The 16,946-nt window shown below is 60.8% G+C and carries 12 protein-coding genes; 10 read left to right on the top strand and 2 right to left on the bottom strand.

The genetic code is table 11. The features are described 5' to 3' along the window. Positions 1-57: 57 nt before the first annotated feature. Positions 58-1,731, bottom strand: coding sequence for an ABC transporter substrate-binding protein (locus tag NKH16_RS22785; protein ID WP_352877464.1), 1,674 nt, complete (start codon positions 1,729-1,731; stop codon positions 58-60). 299 nt (positions 1,732-2,030) lie between these two features. Between NKH16_RS22785 and NKH16_RS22780 the strand changes: the two genes are divergently transcribed. The 8 genes from NKH16_RS22780 to NKH16_RS22745 all read left to right on the top strand — a co-directional run bounded on the left by NKH16_RS22780 (position 2,031) and on the right by NKH16_RS22745 (position 12,436). Then, positions 2,031-2,756: a LuxR family transcriptional regulator gene (locus NKH16_RS22780; RefSeq protein WP_352501376.1), complete on the top strand. Its 726-nt coding sequence runs from the start codon at positions 2,031-2,033 to the stop codon at positions 2,754-2,756. A 173-nt stretch (positions 2,757-2,929) separates the two neighbouring features. Beyond that, entirely contained in the window at positions 2,930-3,829 is a 900-nt protein-coding gene (locus tag NKH16_RS22775; protein WP_352746191.1) for a proline iminopeptidase-family hydrolase, read from the top strand. Between the two features lie 485 nt (positions 3,830-4,314). Further along, entirely contained in the window at positions 4,315-4,563 is a 249-nt protein-coding gene (locus NKH16_RS22770; RefSeq protein WP_156937305.1) for a hypothetical protein, read from the top strand. A gap of 253 nt (positions 4,564-4,816) precedes the next feature. Continuing rightward, entirely contained in the window at positions 4,817-7,555 is a 2,739-nt protein-coding gene (locus NKH16_RS22765; RefSeq protein WP_502902818.1) for an AMP-binding protein, read from the top strand. Continuing rightward, the gene (gene nadE, locus NKH16_RS22760) at positions 7,552-8,535 is read left to right on the top strand and encodes an NAD(+) synthase (RefSeq protein WP_352743785.1); all 984 of its coding nucleotides are present in this window, start codon (positions 7,552-7,554) and stop codon (positions 8,533-8,535) included. Before NKH16_RS22765 ends, nadE begins: the two co-directional genes overlap by 4 nt. Before the next feature lie 3 nt (positions 8,536-8,538). Then, the gene (gene asnB / locus NKH16_RS22755; protein WP_352746197.1) at positions 8,539-10,560 is read left to right on the top strand and encodes an asparagine synthase (glutamine-hydrolyzing); all 2,022 of its coding nucleotides are present in this window, start codon (positions 8,539-8,541) and stop codon (positions 10,558-10,560) included. Further along, positions 10,557-12,113 (top strand): class I adenylate-forming enzyme family protein, encoded by a 1,557-nt coding sequence (locus NKH16_RS22750; RefSeq protein WP_352743534.1) that lies wholly within the window; start codon positions 10,557-10,559, stop codon positions 12,111-12,113. The genes asnB and NKH16_RS22750 overlap by 4 nt, the downstream gene beginning before the upstream one ends. Before the next feature lie 56 nt (positions 12,114-12,169). Beyond that, positions 12,170-12,436, top strand: a complete 267-nt coding sequence (locus tag NKH16_RS22745; RefSeq protein ID WP_023675628.1) for an acyl carrier protein — start codon at positions 12,170-12,172, stop codon at positions 12,434-12,436. Between the two features lie 100 nt (positions 12,437-12,536). On the opposite strand, the gene NKH16_RS22740 is transcribed toward NKH16_RS22745, so the two are convergent. Further along, a complete protein-coding gene (locus tag NKH16_RS22740) occupies positions 12,537-13,229 on the bottom strand; it encodes a N5-glutamine methyltransferase family protein (protein ID WP_352449674.1) in 693 nt (230 codons plus the stop codon). 407 nt (positions 13,230-13,636) lie between these two features. Between NKH16_RS22740 and NKH16_RS22735 the strand changes: the two genes are divergently transcribed. Next, a complete protein-coding gene (locus NKH16_RS22735) occupies positions 13,637-15,388 on the top strand; it encodes a type I secretion system permease/ATPase (RefSeq protein ID WP_352449675.1) in 1,752 nt (583 codons plus the stop codon). 242 nt (positions 15,389-15,630) lie between these two features. Continuing rightward, complete coding sequence (locus NKH16_RS22730; RefSeq protein WP_352746201.1) at positions 15,631-16,929, top strand: HlyD family type I secretion periplasmic adaptor subunit; 1,299 nt, start codon at positions 15,631-15,633, stop codon at positions 16,927-16,929. Positions 16,930-16,946 lie beyond the last annotated feature (17 nt).

Below are 16,946 nucleotides of genomic sequence, written 5' to 3'. Positions count from 1 at the left end.
CGGAAAAGGAAATGCGACGGAGAGCCAGCGGCACTCCGTCGCATTGGCTCCGGTCGGCTATTCCACCCAGGACTGGCTGACAATCCAGTAGAATTGCGGGCTGAAGGTGAAGTTCTTCAGCCTGGAAGAGATCACATCGACGCGCTTTGGCGTGAACAGGACAGCGACCGGAGCCTTGTCCGTCACAGCCTTGTCGATGGCGGTCCAGAGTGTCGCGCCCTTGGCCGGATCGGCGATGGTGGCTGCCTCTGCCTCGTCCATCGATGCGTCGATCGACTTGTCGCAGAACCCCGAAATATTGACCGAGGCGTCGGAGCCCGGCGTAAACGAGGCACAGCTGAACAAGACCTGCAGGAAATTCGATGGCGCCGGGTAATCCTGGAACCATTGCGAGATCGAAATCTGCACCTTGTTATTGGTGTTCTGGATGTAGGTGAACTGTATGTTCTGCGAGATCGGCTTGACCGACGTCTTGTAGCCAAGCTGGTTGAGCACATCCTGCAGGTAGACGCCGATCGCCTTGGAGACCGTGGTGTCCTCGGTGATGATCGTCACCTCCTGACCTGCGGTTCCCGATTCCGCGACCAATTGCTTGGCCTTGTCCATATCCGGCGCCGACCACTTCTCACCTGGATTGGCGGTGAAAGGGCAATAGGCTGCGAATGACGGGAAGCCCGGCGGCAGGATCTGACAGGCCGGCTGCGCCAGATTGCTGCCGCCGAACAGCTTGACGATCGCGGCGCGGTCGATCGCGAAGTTCACGGCTTGGCGAACGCGGATGTCGTTGAACGGCGCCAGATTGGTGTTCATCGGCGCATACCACATTGCCGTCAGCGGGTGAACCGTGACCTGCGCGGCATATTTGGTGCCGAGTTCGGCGAGACGGTCGGACGGCGGTGGGTCGAACATCCAGTCCGCCTGGCCATTCTCGACCGCCGTCACCGCCGCCTCGTCGGTAAGGCCGAATTCATAGTCGATCTCGTCCGGATATCCGGCCGGCTGCGCTTCCTTGCTCCATTCCTTGAAGTGAGGATTGCGCACAATCTTCATTAGCTTGTTGGGGTCGTAGCTGGCGATCATGTACGGTCCGGTACCCGGGATCGGATCGGTGCCGGCGTCCTTCAGCGGCGCGCTCGCCGGCAGGATCGACGCGTGTGGAACGGCCAGCTTCTGCAGGAACTCGGCATCCGGCTGGACCAGGTTGAAGGTAATGCTTCCGGCCGCATCGTCGACCGACAGGCCACCTTCGAGGGTGCATGCAGCGGGGACCTTCAAGCATGCATCCGCGCCGACGATGCCTTTGTAGAAGGTCCCGGCCGTCGGCCCGCTGATCTTGAAGATGCGTTGGAACGAAGCCACCACGTCCTTCGTGGTGACATCCGAGCCATCCGCGAATTTGATGCCCTTGCGCAGCTTGAAGACGTAGGTCTTGCCGCCGTTCTCGACCTGCGGGAGGCTTTCCGCCAGGTCCGCGACGACTTCGAAGCCGGTCTTGTCCCCGGCCTTCTTGTAGGTCACCAGGCCATCGTAGAGGACATAATTGATCTGGAAATACTGCAGCGTGTAGTTGATGTGCGGATCGGCGGTACCTGCCGCGGCATTGGCCAGCAGTCGGAGTGTGCCGCCTGGCTTGCCCTCGGTGGCCAAGGCACTGCTTGCCGGCGACATCATGGTCACGCCGAGCAGAGCCAGGCAGGGTATCAACGCTGCAAATGCTTTTTGGGGTCGCATATTTGTTCCCTCATGGAGGCGTGTCGGCTTTTGCCGCGCTGAACCCGGTCGATCGACCATTGCGCGACTGAAACAGTCTGGGTTTGCGAACGGTGTCCGCTACTTGGCCCAATCGCAAAAGACTACGGCGAGCGAAGCCGGACGGGATAGCTATTAAGATAGATAGGGTCGGACAGGCTTATCCCCGCCTATTTGTTGAGCAGCCGGCCGACATGGCTATTTGACAAGCAATCATCAGCGGGTAAGCTTGCCCGATGCAAAGCCTTCCAGGCGATCTAGAGAGCCGGTTCCAAACCGGAATGAGCATCGACGCTGCCATGGCGGTGGCAACGGAGGTGCTGGAGCCCATCGGTTTCACCGCATTCATCTACGACTATACGCCCGTGCCGGTCAGTCACAAGGGCGAGCTGATCACGCCCTCGTTGATGGCTCTGCGCAACGTGCCGCGCGATATGCAGGATCTCTGGTGCAAGGGCGGATATTATCAGCTTGACCCGGTGCAGGAGGCCGCGCTCACCGTATCGAGACCGTTTCTCTGGTCGCACAGCGGCGTTCAGAGCACCGTCATGCAGCGCGTGCTCCAGTCCAAGCACGATCCTGTGGTCAGCTATTTGCTTGACACCAGGATGACCTGCGGCGTCACCGTACCCATTCGCCTTGCCGGCGGCGATCTCGCCACCTTCACCGCGATCCGTGCCGATCCGGAGGCCGGGTTCGAGCTCCAAGCCAGACCCTTGATCGCCGAGATCGGAGATCTGGGTCATCTGCTGCATGACTCCGCCTACGCCGGTTTCGACGCCGGAATCCGCACCTGCCAACATGTCCATCTGACGTCGCGCGAACGTCAGTGCCTGCGCCTGGCCGCTGCCGGACTGACGGCCAAGCAGGTCGCGCGTGAGATTGGCCGCGCGGTGCCTACCGCAACGCTGCACCTCAACGCGGCGACGCGAAAGCTTGGCGCGCGCAACCGCTTCCATGCCATCGCGCTCGCCGCCCATTACCGGCTGCTCGAACCGGAGCATTGAGGCTCGCGACCTGCGGGCGATCGGCCTTGCCTCGGGCGAACCCATAACCGGCGAACCTATAAATAGTGCTAGCTGTAAATGCGCTGGGCCGCTTAGTACCGTCGGCCGCAAACAAGGCTTGGGAGGGGTGCACCAAAGTGGCTCCTGCCGCGCCATGATGCGGAGCTTGGACTGTGACGGCACATGCGATCACCGAAGGATTTAGCGACTACAAGGGCTATCGCACCTGGTACCGTGTGACCGGGGACATCGTGTCGGGCAAGCTGCCCCTGGTCGTCGCTCATGGTGGACCGGGCTGCACCCACGACTATGTGGACTCATTCAAGGAGCTTGCCGGAACCGGGCGAGCCGTCATCCACTACGATCAGATCGGCAACGGCAAATCGACCCATCTGCCGGACAAGGGCGGCGACTTCTGGACCGTCGATTTCTTCCTGGGCGAACTCGATGCGTTGCTCGCCCATCTCAGCATTGCCGGCCATTATGCACTGCTCGGCCAGTCCTGGGGCGGCATACTCTCGGCCGAGCACGCCGTGCGCCGCCCTGAGGGGCTCAAGGCATTGATCCTGGCCAATTCGCTGGCCTCGATGGCGCTGTGGGTGGAAGGAGCCCGGCAATTGCGCGCCGAGTTGCCAGCCGATGTGCAAAGTGCGCTCGACCGGCACGAAGCGGCGGGAACCACCGATCACCCCGAATATGTTGCGGCGACGAAGGCTTTCTACGACCGTCATGTCTGTCGCGTCGTTCCGATGCCGCCAGAGGTCGCCCGGACATTTGCGGCAATCGAGGAAGATCCGACCGTCTATCACACCATGAACGGTCCCAATGAGTTCCACGTCATCGGCACGATGCGGAACTGGACCATCGTCGACCGCCTGCATCGGATCGAGGCGCCGACCCTGGTTTTCCGCGGCTTCTACGACGAAGCGACCGAGGCCTGCGTCCAGCCCTTTCTGGATCTTATCCCGTACGTTGAAGGCCTGGTCTTCCCGAATTCCAGCCACATGCCGCATGTGGAGGAAAAGCACGACTGCCTCAGCGCCGTCGGGCGCTTCCTGGCCAAATACGATTGACGTTCCAGCACCAGGCCTTCTGTTCCAACGGATCGTCGACACGACGCAGTCGTCGTGAGGCAGGTTCAGAAAACCTCGAACCGTCCCATTTCTCTGCCGACGCACATTGCTATGCCTCGGTGATGGCGACGCCGCGCTATGTGGATCTCCCGCAAAGGCCTGCAGGGTCGTCCATGAGGCCAAATCGCGGGCAGAATGCCAGATCACGGACAGCATAAAGGAGCCCATTCGAGCGCCTTTTCCATTGCCCGCGGAGGCGGGGGCCTAACGTTGCGGCGCAGATTGGCATGTCGCCGGCATGGCCGCAATCAGCCTGCCTTCCCCTGAACTGGCATCCCGTCGCTGAAAAACCTGACGGATACGGAGGACCAAGTTGCCGGTGGGTACGGAAAGTATCGGACCCAAAGTGTCGCCAAGTAGTTGCAACCGAATTCATTAGCCGGCGTTAAAGTGCGGGTGATCTAGCGGGGCATGGGGAGGCTTTCATGCAGACGTATCTCGTCGAGCGTATGGACGGCGACGATGTTATCTCGGTGCGCGTTGTCAACGCGCCGAGTCCGTTCAGAGCCGCAGCTATGATGACGGGCGGGCGTATTACCTTCCGAACGTGGGAAAAGGATTGGATCCGCGTGACCGACGAAAATCGGGGACAGATCTATGCCTATTGTTTCGTCCCCGGCAGCTATTCCGACACCGAAGCATCGCCGGTATCGTCCGGAAGAACCACCGAATAGGCAATATGCCTGAATAGCGGCAATTCCATCTTCGACCCCACCTTGGTCTTCGAGCCCGCCTTGGTATGTGTCCGTGTCATGCGCACCACAACAGCCAGCGAGCCCGGCATGATTGGCTCGGCCGGCGGCTTGCGAAACAGGCGAAGCGACTAACCAAGCGTCCTTGAGGGAAGATCAGGGCATCATCAGAATGATCGATGAAAAGATTGGGGCGGGGGGCGATAAGTGACCCTAATCTTAGCGTAGGCAACTCATGTCTTCGGCATATTTGGGATCAGAAGTCGCGGATCAGGATCTAGCGGTGGATTGTCAGACAACGACCTCCGATAATTGGTCAAGTGTCCCACAATACGCACTGGATCAGGGTGGTCCCGTACTGCGCCCATTTCAAAGATTGGGCGTCGATTTTACCAACATTGCGGCCTTCGATCACCTGAGAAATGTCGTCCGCCAGTACCCCGACAAGCTTGCAATCAGCGACGGCGCCAATCGTCTGACCTATTCCCAGCTCCTCCGGTCAGTCGAGACGCTGTCCCACCAGATCGCGGCGGCCGTCCCAGACGGACAGGCGATAGGGATTCTTCAGGCCAACTCGGCCTGGTATCCCATTGCCATGCTGGCAAGCATGACGGCTGGGCGGCCTTCGGTGCCACTCAACGCGCGAGATCCTAGCTCGCGTATCCTTGAAATCGTGGCCGGGGCGCGGCTCTCAGCTGTCCTGGGCGAGGGCAATGTCCGACCCGATGGTTTGCCTCACCTGGTCAGTTGGATCGATGTGTCGACCAGTGCGGCCTCGCAGACTGGGCAAGTGCCTCGTTCTTATTCCGTCTCGGTCGATGCGCCCGCCATCGTGCTTTATACGTCAGGGAGTACGGGCCGGCCCAAAGGCATCGTTAACAGCCAGCGCAGCTTGCTGTGCCGGGTCCAGCAATATGTCGATGCGTGCCACATCAACTCGGATGATGTTTTCCTGCCATTGACAGGACCCGCCACAATCGCCGGGTGCCGGGAGATTCTTGCTGCTCTTCTCACCGGCGCCACCTTGCATCTGGTCGAAGTCGAAGCGGTCGGCTTGCGCGCCGTTCAACGCCTGGTGCGATCCGAAGACGTGACAATCACCTATCTGGTGCCGGCACTGCTTCGCGCGCTTATGGCAGACGGACCTGCGGAAGCGTTCCATTCACTCAGAGTCGCCCGGATCGGTGGCGAGAAGGTGCCCTGGACCGACATCGCCCTGCTGCGCAAGGCCGTCTCCGATACGTGCCTTATCCAGATCGGTTACTCGTCAACCGAGACCACCGGCTCGCAATGGTTCCTGCCGCGAGACTGGCCAGAGCATGGAGATTCGGTTCCAGTTGGCTGGCTGCTGCCTGGAATCACCTTCGCAATTGTCGACGAAGCGGGCCGCCGCGTTCAACCGGGCCGCAGCGGAGAGCTTCTGATCAGGAGCCCGTATGTCTTGCTTGGCCATTGGGAGGACGGGGCGGTTGTGCCGGCAACATCAGACCCGCACGATCCAGGCCTTCGGATTTTCGCGACAGGTGACCTCGTTCGACTTGATGATCAAGGCCTACTGCACATCGTCGGTCGCAAGGGGCGCCAGGTAAAAATCAACGGTCGACGCGTCGAGCCAGCCGAACTCGAACGGGTGCTGCGTTGTGCATCCTCTGTCGCGGATGCCGTGGCAATCGTGACGGCCGCGAATGAGCTTGTCGCCTTTGCTGTTCCTCGGCGCTCGGCCGAAGCGACCTTTTCGGACGAGCTTCGCCAGCTTGTCAGGACCAATCTGCCGCCGCCGCTGCGTCCCTTGCGGTTGCACACGATCGCCGAGATTCCGCGTCTGCCGAGCGGCAAAGTCGACATCACGACACTTGCAGAGATGGATCTTTCAGCCAGAGAGACAGCGGCGACCGCGCGTCCGCTCGAGCCGCGAGGCAAGCTGACCGCGCAGCAGGTTGTCCAGCGGGCATGGACCAGCATTCTCAATACGCGCGTGGCGGCAGGACGCTGGGATGACGCCGGAGGAGATTCGCTGAAGCTGCTGCACTGCGTCATGGAAATCGAAAGCGCCATCGGGCAGGAACTCGGCCTTGAGGCCTTCACCGTCGGGATGAGCCTGGAGCAAATGGTCAAGGCGGTCGTGTCCGCCCAGGCAGGCGATCAAAGCGCGCGCGCCCAGAAGCACGACCCTCCCATTCTTTTTCTGTTCCCGGGGTCCGTCGGCTATGGCCCGAGCCTTGCTGCCTTTGCAGCAGCGATGGGCAAGGTGACCCGTGTTGCCCCGATCAGGTATCCGGCCCTGGCTATGATACTGCGCGGACAAGACAGCCTCGCCGATATGGCCGACGCCGCCGTCGACCAGATCCGCCGCGCCCAACCCTCGGGCCATGTACGACTTCTCGGCCATTCGCTCGGCGGCGCTGTTGCCTTCGAAGTTGCGGCGCGGCTGCTGGCAGCGGGGCGAACCGTAAAGTTCCTCGGCATCCTCGACACCAGCCTCGTCGGGGAGCGAAGCGCCCGCTGGGAGACGTTTACGCGCACAGTCAATCGAATCCGAACCAACCGCGTGTCCGCTTACCGGATGGCTTGCCGCGCCCTCGCGAAAGTCGCCGTGGCAATGAAGCGCGAGGCACAACTGGTCCAGTTTCTCGACCGCTTCGCTCAAGGACAGTTCAACGCGACGAGCTTTAGAACCAAACTGGAACTGCAAGAGGTTTTGCGCGCGCAAGCCTTCTTCCAGTGGGTGGCCGAGCCAAAGCCGGCGCTGCCGATCACAGGCACCCTGTTCCGCTGTGCTCGACCCGGAATGCCTCTGGCAATCGGCTGGGATAGCGTCTTCGCCCATCTCGACGTGATTCCGATCGTCGGCAGCCACATCGATCTGGTTGTAGAGCCTCACCTCGCCACCAATCGTCCCCTTATCGAGAAAGCGGTGGCGAAAACCTATTCGCCAATCGAGTCTCGCAAACTGGAGTACAAGCCATCGACCTGATCTCAACATTCGGCAAAGACGCCCTGGTGCTCGACGCTGGCGCGGAAGTCGATCGCATCGTCCAGATCTTGCGCCAGCAGGTCTTCGGCACGCTGCGACGTCGAGGGGTGGTTGTCGGCCTCTCAGGCGGCATCGACAGCTCCGTCGTTGCGGCGTTGTGTGTTCGCGCCTTTGGGAAAGGCAAGGTCCTCGGGATATTCATGCCGGAGCGCCATTCCTCCGGCGACTCACTGAGGCTCGGCCGCATTGTCGCCGCACACCTTGGTATCGAAACGATCCTGGAGGATATAACGCCGGCCCTGGAAGCGATCGGCGCCTATAGACGGCAGACCGAAGCAATCCAGACCGTCGTTCCCGAATATGGGGGCGGCTGGAAATGCAAGCTGGTGCTCGCCTCGGTTCTCGAGAGCAACGGTCTCAACATCACGCGCCTCACGGTTCAGGACCCCGAGGGCAGGACCGACACGGTGCGCCTGCCGTCGGCAGCCTATCTGCAGATCGTCGCTGCAACCAACTACAAGCAGCGCCTGCGCAAGATGACCGAATACTACCATGCCGACCGCCTCAACTACGCGGTAGCGGGCACGCCGAACCGCCTGGAGTACGACCAGGGCTTCTTCGTCAAGCAGGGCGACGGAATTGCCGACCTGATGCCAATCGTCCACCTCTACAAGACCCAGGTCTACCAGTTGGCCGAATATCTTGGGGTGGAGGAAGAGGTCCGGCGCAGACCGCCCACCACAGACACCTTCTCGATGGCGCAGAGTCAGGAGGAGTTCTACTTCGCGCTTCCTTATTATCTGATGGATTTGTGCCTCTACGGCTTGAACCATGGGATCGCCGACGAAGACGTCGCTGAGGCAACCGGCCTCACCGTGATGCAGGTCCAGAAGGTTTTCAAGGATATCGACAGCAAGCGGCGCGCCGCACGTTATCTTCACGCGCGGCCGTTGGTGTCCTCTTCAATGGGCGAGGGCTAGGCGATGTGCGGCATCGCCGGAATTGTGTCGCTGAGCGCCGCAGCGGCGTCCCCTTCCCGGGATGCGCTGATACGTATGGCGGGGGCGCTGGCGCATCGCGGCCCGGACGAGCGCGGCCTTTACCGGGACAGACGTGCAGGATTGGCGCATGCCCGCCTGTCCGTCATCGATCTCGCAAGCGGCCAGCAGCCACTCGCCGGCGCGGGCGACACAATGTGGATCGTCTTCAACGGCGAAATCTTCAATTACGTCGAGCTGCGACAAGATCTGGTCGCGCTCGGTTATCGCTTCCGCACACGCAGCGACACCGAGGTCATCGTCCATGCCTATCATGCCTGGGGCGAGGCCGCCTTCGAGCGAATGAATGGGCAGTGGGCAGTCGCCATCTGGGACTCCGTGGCAGGTCGTCTCGTCTTGTCTCGGGATCGGTTCGGCATCTGCCCGCTGCACTTTTGCGAGCATGGCGGACGGCTTTACTTCGCCAGCGAGGTGAAGGCCATTTTCGCGGCCGATGCGGATATACCCCGCGCCTTCGATCCAGCCGGCATCGATCAGACTTTCACACTCTGGACTGTCGCGCCGCCACAAGGCGTGTTTGGAGGAGTAAGCGAACTCACGCCGGGGCATGTCCGCATTTATGACAGCGGCGTCGTCCGGGAGCGGGCTTTTTGGAAGCCTGACTATCCAGAGGTTGACGGACCCGGCGATGATGAATTCACCGGCTCGCTTGATGACGCGGTGGAGGAAGTGCGCAGCGCCCTGGAAGCCGCGACGGCGCTCAGGATAGTACGCGCCGACGTGCCGGTCGGCTGCTATTTGTCCGGCGGGCTCGACAGCTCGCTCGTCGCCACGCTGGGGAGACGCTTCGCGGGCGAGCGCTTCCAGACTTTCTCGCTGCGTTTTGCCGACGCCGAGTATGATGAGACGCATTTCCAGCGCCTGGTTGCCGGCGTGGCCGGCAGTGACCATCATGAGGTGGTTGTTTCGCGCAGCGATATCGCTGGCATCTTCCCTGAGGTGATCTACCACACCGAGCGGCCAATCCTCAGGACCGCGCCGGCGCCGCTGTTCCTGCTCTCGAGACTGGTGCGCCAGCATGGCATCAAGGTCGTGCTGACCGGCGAAGGGGCCGACGAAATGTTCGCCGGCTACGATTTGTTCCGCGAGGGCAAGGTCCGCCGCTTCTGGGGACGCCAGCCCGCCTCGACGCGACGCTCGCGGCTGCTGGAGCGCCTCTATCCCTATCTCAGCCGCTCGCCGGTGCAGCAGCAGGCGATGGCACGCCAGTTCTTCGGGCGCGACATCCACGCCTGTGACGCGCCTGGTTTTGCGCATGGCACGCGCTGGCGTACCACAAGCGCCATCAAGCGGCTGTTTTCGGCAGACATGCGCGCTCAAACGGAGCGCCGCAACGCCGTGTCCGAGCTGCTTGCCCGCCTGCCGCCGGAGTTTTCGCGATGGGGCTCTCTTGCGCAGGACCAGTATATAGAGATTCAGACGCTGATGTCGGGATACCTGCTTTCCTCACAAGGGGACAGAATGCTGATGGCTCATTCCGTCGAGGGGCGCTTCCCGTTCCTCGATCATGGACTCGTGAGACTCGCGAATTCGCTTCCGGCCGCCTACAAGCTGCGCGTGCTCGATGAAAAGCATGTGCTGAAGCGCGTAGCGCAGCCGATCGTGCCGTCGGAAATCGTCACCCGCAAGAAGCAGCCTTACCGGGCTCCCAACGCGCTTTGCTTTGTCGCAGATGGCGCTCCGGCCTACATTCGCGAAGCACTTTCGGAGGCGGCGCTGCGCGAAGCGAACGTCTTCGATCCCAAGTCGGTTACCCGGCTCCTGAGCAAGTGCCAGGCCAGCGCCGGCGACGGCGACCTGTCCAACTCCGACAATATGGCGCTGGTCGGGGTGCTGTCGACGCAGCTTCTTCATCGGCAATTTATCGCGAGCCGTCCGAGTGGGGCTCGCACGCTCAAACTCAGCATCGATATCGACCGCGAACACCGCGAAGAGGTGCTCGCATGATGCATGGCGCCGTACCGCTCCTGCACGACTATCTCACCCACTCTGCCAGCCGGCTCGGCGAGAAGGTGGCCCTGGTGTGCGGCAATCAACGTGTCACCTATGGCGATCTTGATATGCGTTCGAACGCCATAGCGCACCATTTGACCGATGCCGGAATTGCGCGTGGCGATCGCGTGGTGGTCTTCGCCGACAACACTGTCGAGGCCGTCGTTGCGTTCTGGGCGGTGCTCAAGGCCAACGCCGTGGTGTGCATCGTCAATCCGCTCACCAAAAGCGACAAGCTTGATTATCTGCTCAACGATTGCCGCCCGACGGCACTGATCACCGACAAACACCTGCACTCGATTTTCAGGGAGCCGGCGCGGAATTGCCCATCGTTGCGCCGCATGATCGTCTCCGGGCCGATCGAACCCAGCGACCTGCAAGAATTGCCGCATGCTGTGCGCTGGGACGCCGCGGTCGCGGCAGCCCGCAGCACGCCGCCCGCGCGCCGCTGCATCGACATCGATCTCGCTGCGATCATTTATACGTCCGGCTCGACGGGCGAGCCCAAGGGCGTGATGCTGACGCATCGAAACATGATCGCCGCGTGCGCCTCGATTTCCTCATACCTGGCGCTTGCCGAAGACGAGGTGATCCTCAATGTCCTGCCGCTCGCCTTCGACTACGGTCTTTACCAGATGATCATGGCATTCGGCGCGGGCGCCCGGCTGGTGCTTGAGCGCTCGTTCGCCTTCCCGGCGCAGATCCTTGGGCTGATCAAGCAAGAAAGGGTGACGGGTTTTCCCGGCGTACCGACCATCTTCGCCGCACTCGGGGAGCTCAGGTCTCTCAGGGATCAGGATTTTTCGAGTATTCGCTACGTCACGAACACTGCGGCCGCCCTGCCGCTCAAGCACATTCTCCTGCTGCAGGAGCTGTTTTCTGGCGCCCGCATCTATTCGATGTACGGCCTTACCGAATGCAAGCGCTGCACCTACCTGCCGCCGGAGGATCTGGAGCGAAAGCCGTCGAGCGTCGGGATCGCCATCCCCAATACGGAAATGTGGATTGTCGACGAGCATGACAGGCGGGTCGGCCCCGGCGTCGTTGGTCAGCTCGTCATCCGCGGAGCGACGGTGATGAAGGGCTATTGGGGCAAGCCGGAGGCGACAGCCAGGAAGCTCAAGCCCGGCCCGCTGCCGGGTGAGCAGGTCCTATACACCGGCGACTACTGCCGGATGGACGCCGAGGGCTACCTCTACTTCGTCGGTCGCGGCGACGAGATCATAAAATCGCGCGGAGAGAAGATAGCGCCGAAGGAAGTGGAAAACGTGTTGATGAACATTGCGGGCGTGCGGGAAGCCGCGGTCATCGGCGTTCCGGACGAGCTGCTCGGGCAAGCAGTGAAGGCATTTGTCGTGATGGAGCAGGGAAGCATGATCGGTGAAAAACAGTTGCAGAAAGAGTGCCAGAGACGGCTGGAAAACTTCATGGTTCCGAAGTCCATCGTCATCGTACCCAGTCTGCCGATGACCGACACGGGCAAGCTCAAAAAAACGGCCCTGTCATGAGTCGGTACCAGGGCGAAGTTGATCAGCATTCATCTTTTGTACCGGAGGCGAAATCAATGTTATCTACCAAGGATAGAACCGATACCTGCAGCGAACAAATTCGCGCTTTCCTGGCTTCGAATTTCTATATAGCCGATCCCGAGAGCCTGGAGAGCGACACCTCGCTCCTCGACCAGGGCATCGTGGACTCGACGGGTGTGCTCGAGGTTATCGGCTTCATCGAGGAGACCTTCGGCATCACGGTCGAAGACAGCGAGCTGCTGCCGGAGAATCTCGATTCCATCGAGGGAATTGCGCAATACGTCATGCGCAAGAGAAACTGACGCAAGAGAAACTGATTCCCGAAATCTCGCGCAACTCTGTTTTCAACTTCCCGGCCGTTTCTAGCCGCGACAGCGCGTCTACCTGCCGCGGCTGCGATGCTTACGCCTGCGCCCTCGTATGTCCCACAACCACCCTGCCCTCACCGGCCTGGTTGGTGACTGCCCGGATACTCTCATAGGCCTTGGAACGCTCGAGCAAACTCATGACCTGCCGGTCCTGGCCAAGCCCCACCTCGAAAAGCAGGATGCCTCCGCGCCGCAAATAGCGCGGCGCCTCCTTGAGCACCCGCATGTGGATGCTCAGGCCGTAGGGGCCGGCTGCGAATGCTTCACGCGGCTCGAGCTCGACCAGATGCGAACGGTCGCCCTCGAGCCGTTTTTCCGAAATGTAGGGCGGGTTGCAAACGATCACGTCGATCGTGCCGTCGAGCTCCAACCCTGAGAAGGCGCTGAACAAGTCGCCCTGAAGCACCGTTACCCGGTCCTCGATTTCAAGATGGGTGACGTTGCGGCGCGCGACCTCCACGCATCCGTCGGTAAGATCGCTTGCCCACACGCGCGCGGTGGGAGCGTGGTGCGCGATGGCGCACGCCAGATTGCCCGCCCCACAGCACATGTCGACAACGCGAGGCACCGGCAGGTTCAGTTGGCTCAGGACATCGAGAGCGGCCTTGCCGAGCAGTTCCGTTTCCGGCCGAGGAACAAGCGCACCGGGCGAGACCAGCAACTGCAATCCCATGAAGGTGCTGCGCCCCCTGCCGTAGGCATCGGCAACATTGATCTCTTCGCTCACGACACTCGCCTCCCCGATTTAGCCGGCGTTGGTGGCCGACAATTGCGTACCGATGAAGTGTATCTCAAAACCGTTTAACTCTCGATCGACAAAATCAAAACCGATCCCTCCCCAGACGCTTTGAAGCCTTGATGCTACAAAGATGACCATAAGCTTCTGCGCCGTGTCATGATTAGGAATATCTCCTTACTCGACCCGGTTATCCCCAGCCTAGCGAGCCGGTTGCCGAATTCTCAGCCTGGCGTCACGATTTTGCTACATTTTAATCAAAGAAGGCACGTATGTAAGCAATTCGTAATGTTTCCAGCAGCGGGGCGGGGCTGCTGCTTCCCGGAAGGTTAAAGTTTGTCCCTCATCGAAAGAATCGACGAGATTGCGCGGCAATTTCGCGTCAACGAGCGCACATCATGAAGTCGACCAAAGGGCGCTCGCTCGATCTCCGCTCCGCAATGTTCGGCTGTGTGCACGGCCTCGTCGGCGTAGGCGTTTTCTCGGCATTGATAAATATCCTCGCCTTGACCGGCTCCGTCTACATGCTCCAGGTCTATGACCGCGTGCTGCCTTCGCAGAGCGTGCCGACTCTTGTCGGATTTACAGTCGGGATGCTGGGACTTTACGCGGCCTATGGGCTCCTCGATTTTGTGAGGCTTCGCCTGTTGGTCCGCATCGGCAGCCGCCTGCATAGAAATCTGCAGCAAAAAGCGTTCGCAGCCTCGCTTTCCCTGCCCCTCGTCGCCGGGCCGGATGCGAACCGGGTACACCCGCTTCGTGATCTGGACCAGCTACGTGGCTTTCTTTCCGGGCTCGGGCCGACAGTCTTATTCGACGCTCCCTGGATACCATTTTATATGGTGGTCATCTATCTGCTGCACCCCGCGCTTGGCGTGCTGGCAACGCTCGGCGCATGTGCCGTTGTGTTTTTGACGGTGGTTGCCGAGATCATCGGCCGCAAACCTGCGGCTCGTGCATCTGAGACACTCGTAGCGCAGCGGCTTCTGGCCGACTCCGGCCGCCGCAACGCAGAGGTTGTTCAGGCGATGGGCCTTTCCGCCCCGCTTAGCCGGCGCTGGAACGAGGTCAGTCATCTTTATCTGAAGAACCAGGAACGGCTCTCCGACGTCGTCGGCGCAGCAAGCTCACTGTCGAAGACGCTCCGAATGGCCCTGCAATCATGTGTGCTAGGGCTTGGTGCCTACCTTGTGATCGGCGGCGAGGCCTCGCCTGGCGTGATCATTGCATCGTCCATATTGCTGGGCCGCTCGCTGGCGCCGGTCGATGTGGCGATCGCAAACTGGAGAGGGTTTCTGGCAACCCGCAAAAGCTATACCGAGCTGTCGGCAGCCCTGGATGCTTTTGATAGCCAGCAAGAGCCAATGGAACTGCCCGGCCCGAAGGCTGAGCTTGCGGTCGAGGAATTAACCGTCGCGCCACCAAGCCTGCAGAAGCCCACCATCTTCAATGTAAGCTTCCACTTGGCGAGAGGCGCAGGGTTGGCGGTCGTCGGCCCGAGCGGCTCCGGCAAGACCACGCTCGTGCGCGCTTTGGTCGGGGCATGGAAGCCGCTTCGTGGCACGGTAAGACTGGACGGCGCCTCGCTCGATCAGTGGAATTCAGAACTGCTCGGCATTCATATTGGCTACCTTCCGCAGGACGTTGAGCTGTTCGACGGGACGATCGCCGACAACATTTCGAGGTTCGGCGGCAAGCGCGACGCAAAAGGCGTGCTGGCAGCTGCCAAGGCTGCGGGCGTGGACAAGATGATCATGCGTCTTCCGCAGGGTTTTCAAACACGCATCGGAGAAGGCGGCGCGGCCCTTTCGGCTGGGCAGAGGCAGCTCGTCGGGCTTGCCAGGGCACTTTACGGCGATCCATTCCTCGTGGTTCTTGACGAACCAAATTCCAATCTGGATGCAGACGGTGATGCTGCTTTGGCCGGCGCAATCCTGGCAGTGCGTCAGCGCGGCGGTATCGTGATCGTCGTTGCGCATCGCCCCTCCGCTCTCGTCAACATCGATCAGGTACTCGTCCTGTCGAACGGGATGCTCCATTCGTTCGGCTCGCGCGAAGACGTTCTGGCAAATGTGATCCGGCCCTTCCCGCGCCCGGACAAGACAAACATTGTCGTTCCGCTGCAGCACGGTGCAAGCGGGCATGCGTGAGGTATTGCTTAGTGTCTAACGTGACCATGTCGTCATATGCTGCGGTTGGCGGCGAAGGCCAGCCGACCGGGGAGAAGCCGGAGCCGGATGGGATTCGAGCCAATCTACCCTGGGATACTCTGGTCCGGAGCCTAGCAGCACATTGTCGTTCCGCCGCACAAAGGTGCAGCCGGGCATATGCGAGGTATCGCTCTGCTGTTGCCGTGTCGTCATACGTCGCGGCCGGTGGCGAAAGCCGTTCGTTGGAGACGAAGCCAGAGCCGGATGGCATCCGGGCCAATCTGCTCTTGGGCCTGGCAACCAGCTTGCTGTTGATCTTTGGCGGAGGGCTCTGGTTGGGATTGACCAAGATTGCCGGCGCGGTGATTGCGCCCGCAACCGTGGTGGTCGAAAGCAACATTAAAAAAGTCCAGCATCAAACCGGCGGCACCATCGGCGGAATCTTCGCGCAGGACGGCGATCATGTGAAGGCCGGCGATGTGTTGGTCAGGCTGGACAACACATTGACCCGAGCAAACCTGCAGATAGTCACCGAGGACCTCAATCGCGCCACCATTCGTCTGGCCCGACTGGAGGCCGAGCGCCAGGGTCTGCCGGAAATGCAGATCCCGCCCGACCTTCGCGCTCAAATGGGCGACCCGCAAGTGGTGGCACTTGTCAGTGGCGAGCGTGCCTTGTTTGAAAGCCGTGCTGCGGCGCTGGCTGGCCAGAAGGCACAATTACAAAGCCGCGCGAAGCAGCTGGAACGTCAGATCGATGGCCTCAAATCGCAGCAGTCTGCAACGGACGAGTCTCTGGATCTGCTGACCAAGAACCTTGCGGATGTCGAATCTCTCTACGCAAAGAAGTTGGTGTCCAAGGAGAGGTTGAGCAATGTCAGCCTGGACAAGACCCGGGCTCGCGGCGAATCGGGACGCCTTGTCGCAGCGATAGCAGAGGTACAAGCTCACATCAGTGAAACGGACCTGCAGGTGCTTCAGCTCGACGAACAAATGCGGAGCGACGTGACCAACGAACTTCGCGAAACGGAAGCCAAGCAGACCGAGCTCAGCGAGCGCCAGGTGGTGGCCGAAGACGAACTCAGCAGGACAGACATTCGTGCCCCGCAATCGGGCACAGTGCAAGAATCCTCGGTCCATACCGTAGGAGGCGTGATTGGCGCAGGAGAGGTGCTCATGATGATTGTGCCCGATTCCGACAACCTTGTCGTCGACGCTTCCATTCCTCCGTCGCGTATCGATGAGATTCATCCCGGACAGCAGGTGTCGATCCGCTTTCCAGCGTTCGACGCCGGCACCACACCTGCTTGCGAAGGCTCGGTCAAGCGCGTCTCAGCGGATCTGATCAAGGATCAGCAACGCCAGCTTTCCTTTTTTTCGGCGCGCATCGACGTCGAGAATGAAGCGACGTGCCTGACAGGAGAGAAAATACTCAAACCGGGGATGCCCGCCGAAGTCCACATAAGAACCGACGAGCGCAGTGTCTGGTCCTACTTGATGAAGCCCCTTACCGACCAGTTTTCCAGGGCCTTCAGGCAGTAAAGCGGTTGCGAAACGCG

The sequence above is a fragment of the Mesorhizobium sp. M1307 genome, from assembly GCF_040318155.1.
GTDB lineage: Bacteria > Pseudomonadota > Alphaproteobacteria > Rhizobiales > Rhizobiaceae > Mesorhizobium.
The sequence above is the reverse complement of the archived record's forward strand: the minus strand, read 5'-3'. Positions and strand labels throughout refer to the sequence as shown.

What these genes read in the sequence shown, in the direction of transcription:
- NKH16_RS22785 (WP_352877464.1), bottom strand. Translation starts at nt 1,731, where the DNA reads ATGCGACCCCAAAAAGCATTTGCAGCGTTGATACCCTGCCTGGCTCTG.
- NKH16_RS22780 (WP_352501376.1), top strand. Translation starts at nt 2,031, where the DNA reads ATGAGCATCGACGCTGCCATGGCGGTGGCAACGGAGGTGCTGGAGCCC.
- NKH16_RS22770 (WP_156937305.1), top strand. Translation starts at nt 4,315, where the DNA reads ATGCAGACGTATCTCGTCGAGCGTATGGACGGCGACGATGTTATCTCG.
- NKH16_RS22765 (WP_502902818.1), top strand. Translation starts at nt 4,817, where the DNA reads ATGTCTTCGGCATATTTGGGATCAGAAGTCGCGGATCAGGATCTAGCG.
- asnB (WP_352746197.1), top strand. Translation starts at nt 8,539, where the DNA reads ATGTGCGGCATCGCCGGAATTGTGTCGCTGAGCGCCGCAGCGGCGTCC.
- NKH16_RS22750 (WP_352743534.1), top strand. Translation starts at nt 10,557, where the DNA reads ATGATGCATGGCGCCGTACCGCTCCTGCACGACTATCTCACCCACTCT.
- NKH16_RS22745 (WP_023675628.1), top strand. Translation starts at nt 12,170, where the DNA reads ATGTTATCTACCAAGGATAGAACCGATACCTGCAGCGAACAAATTCGC.
- NKH16_RS22735 (WP_352449675.1), top strand. Translation starts at nt 13,637, where the DNA reads ATGAAGTCGACCAAAGGGCGCTCGCTCGATCTCCGCTCCGCAATGTTC.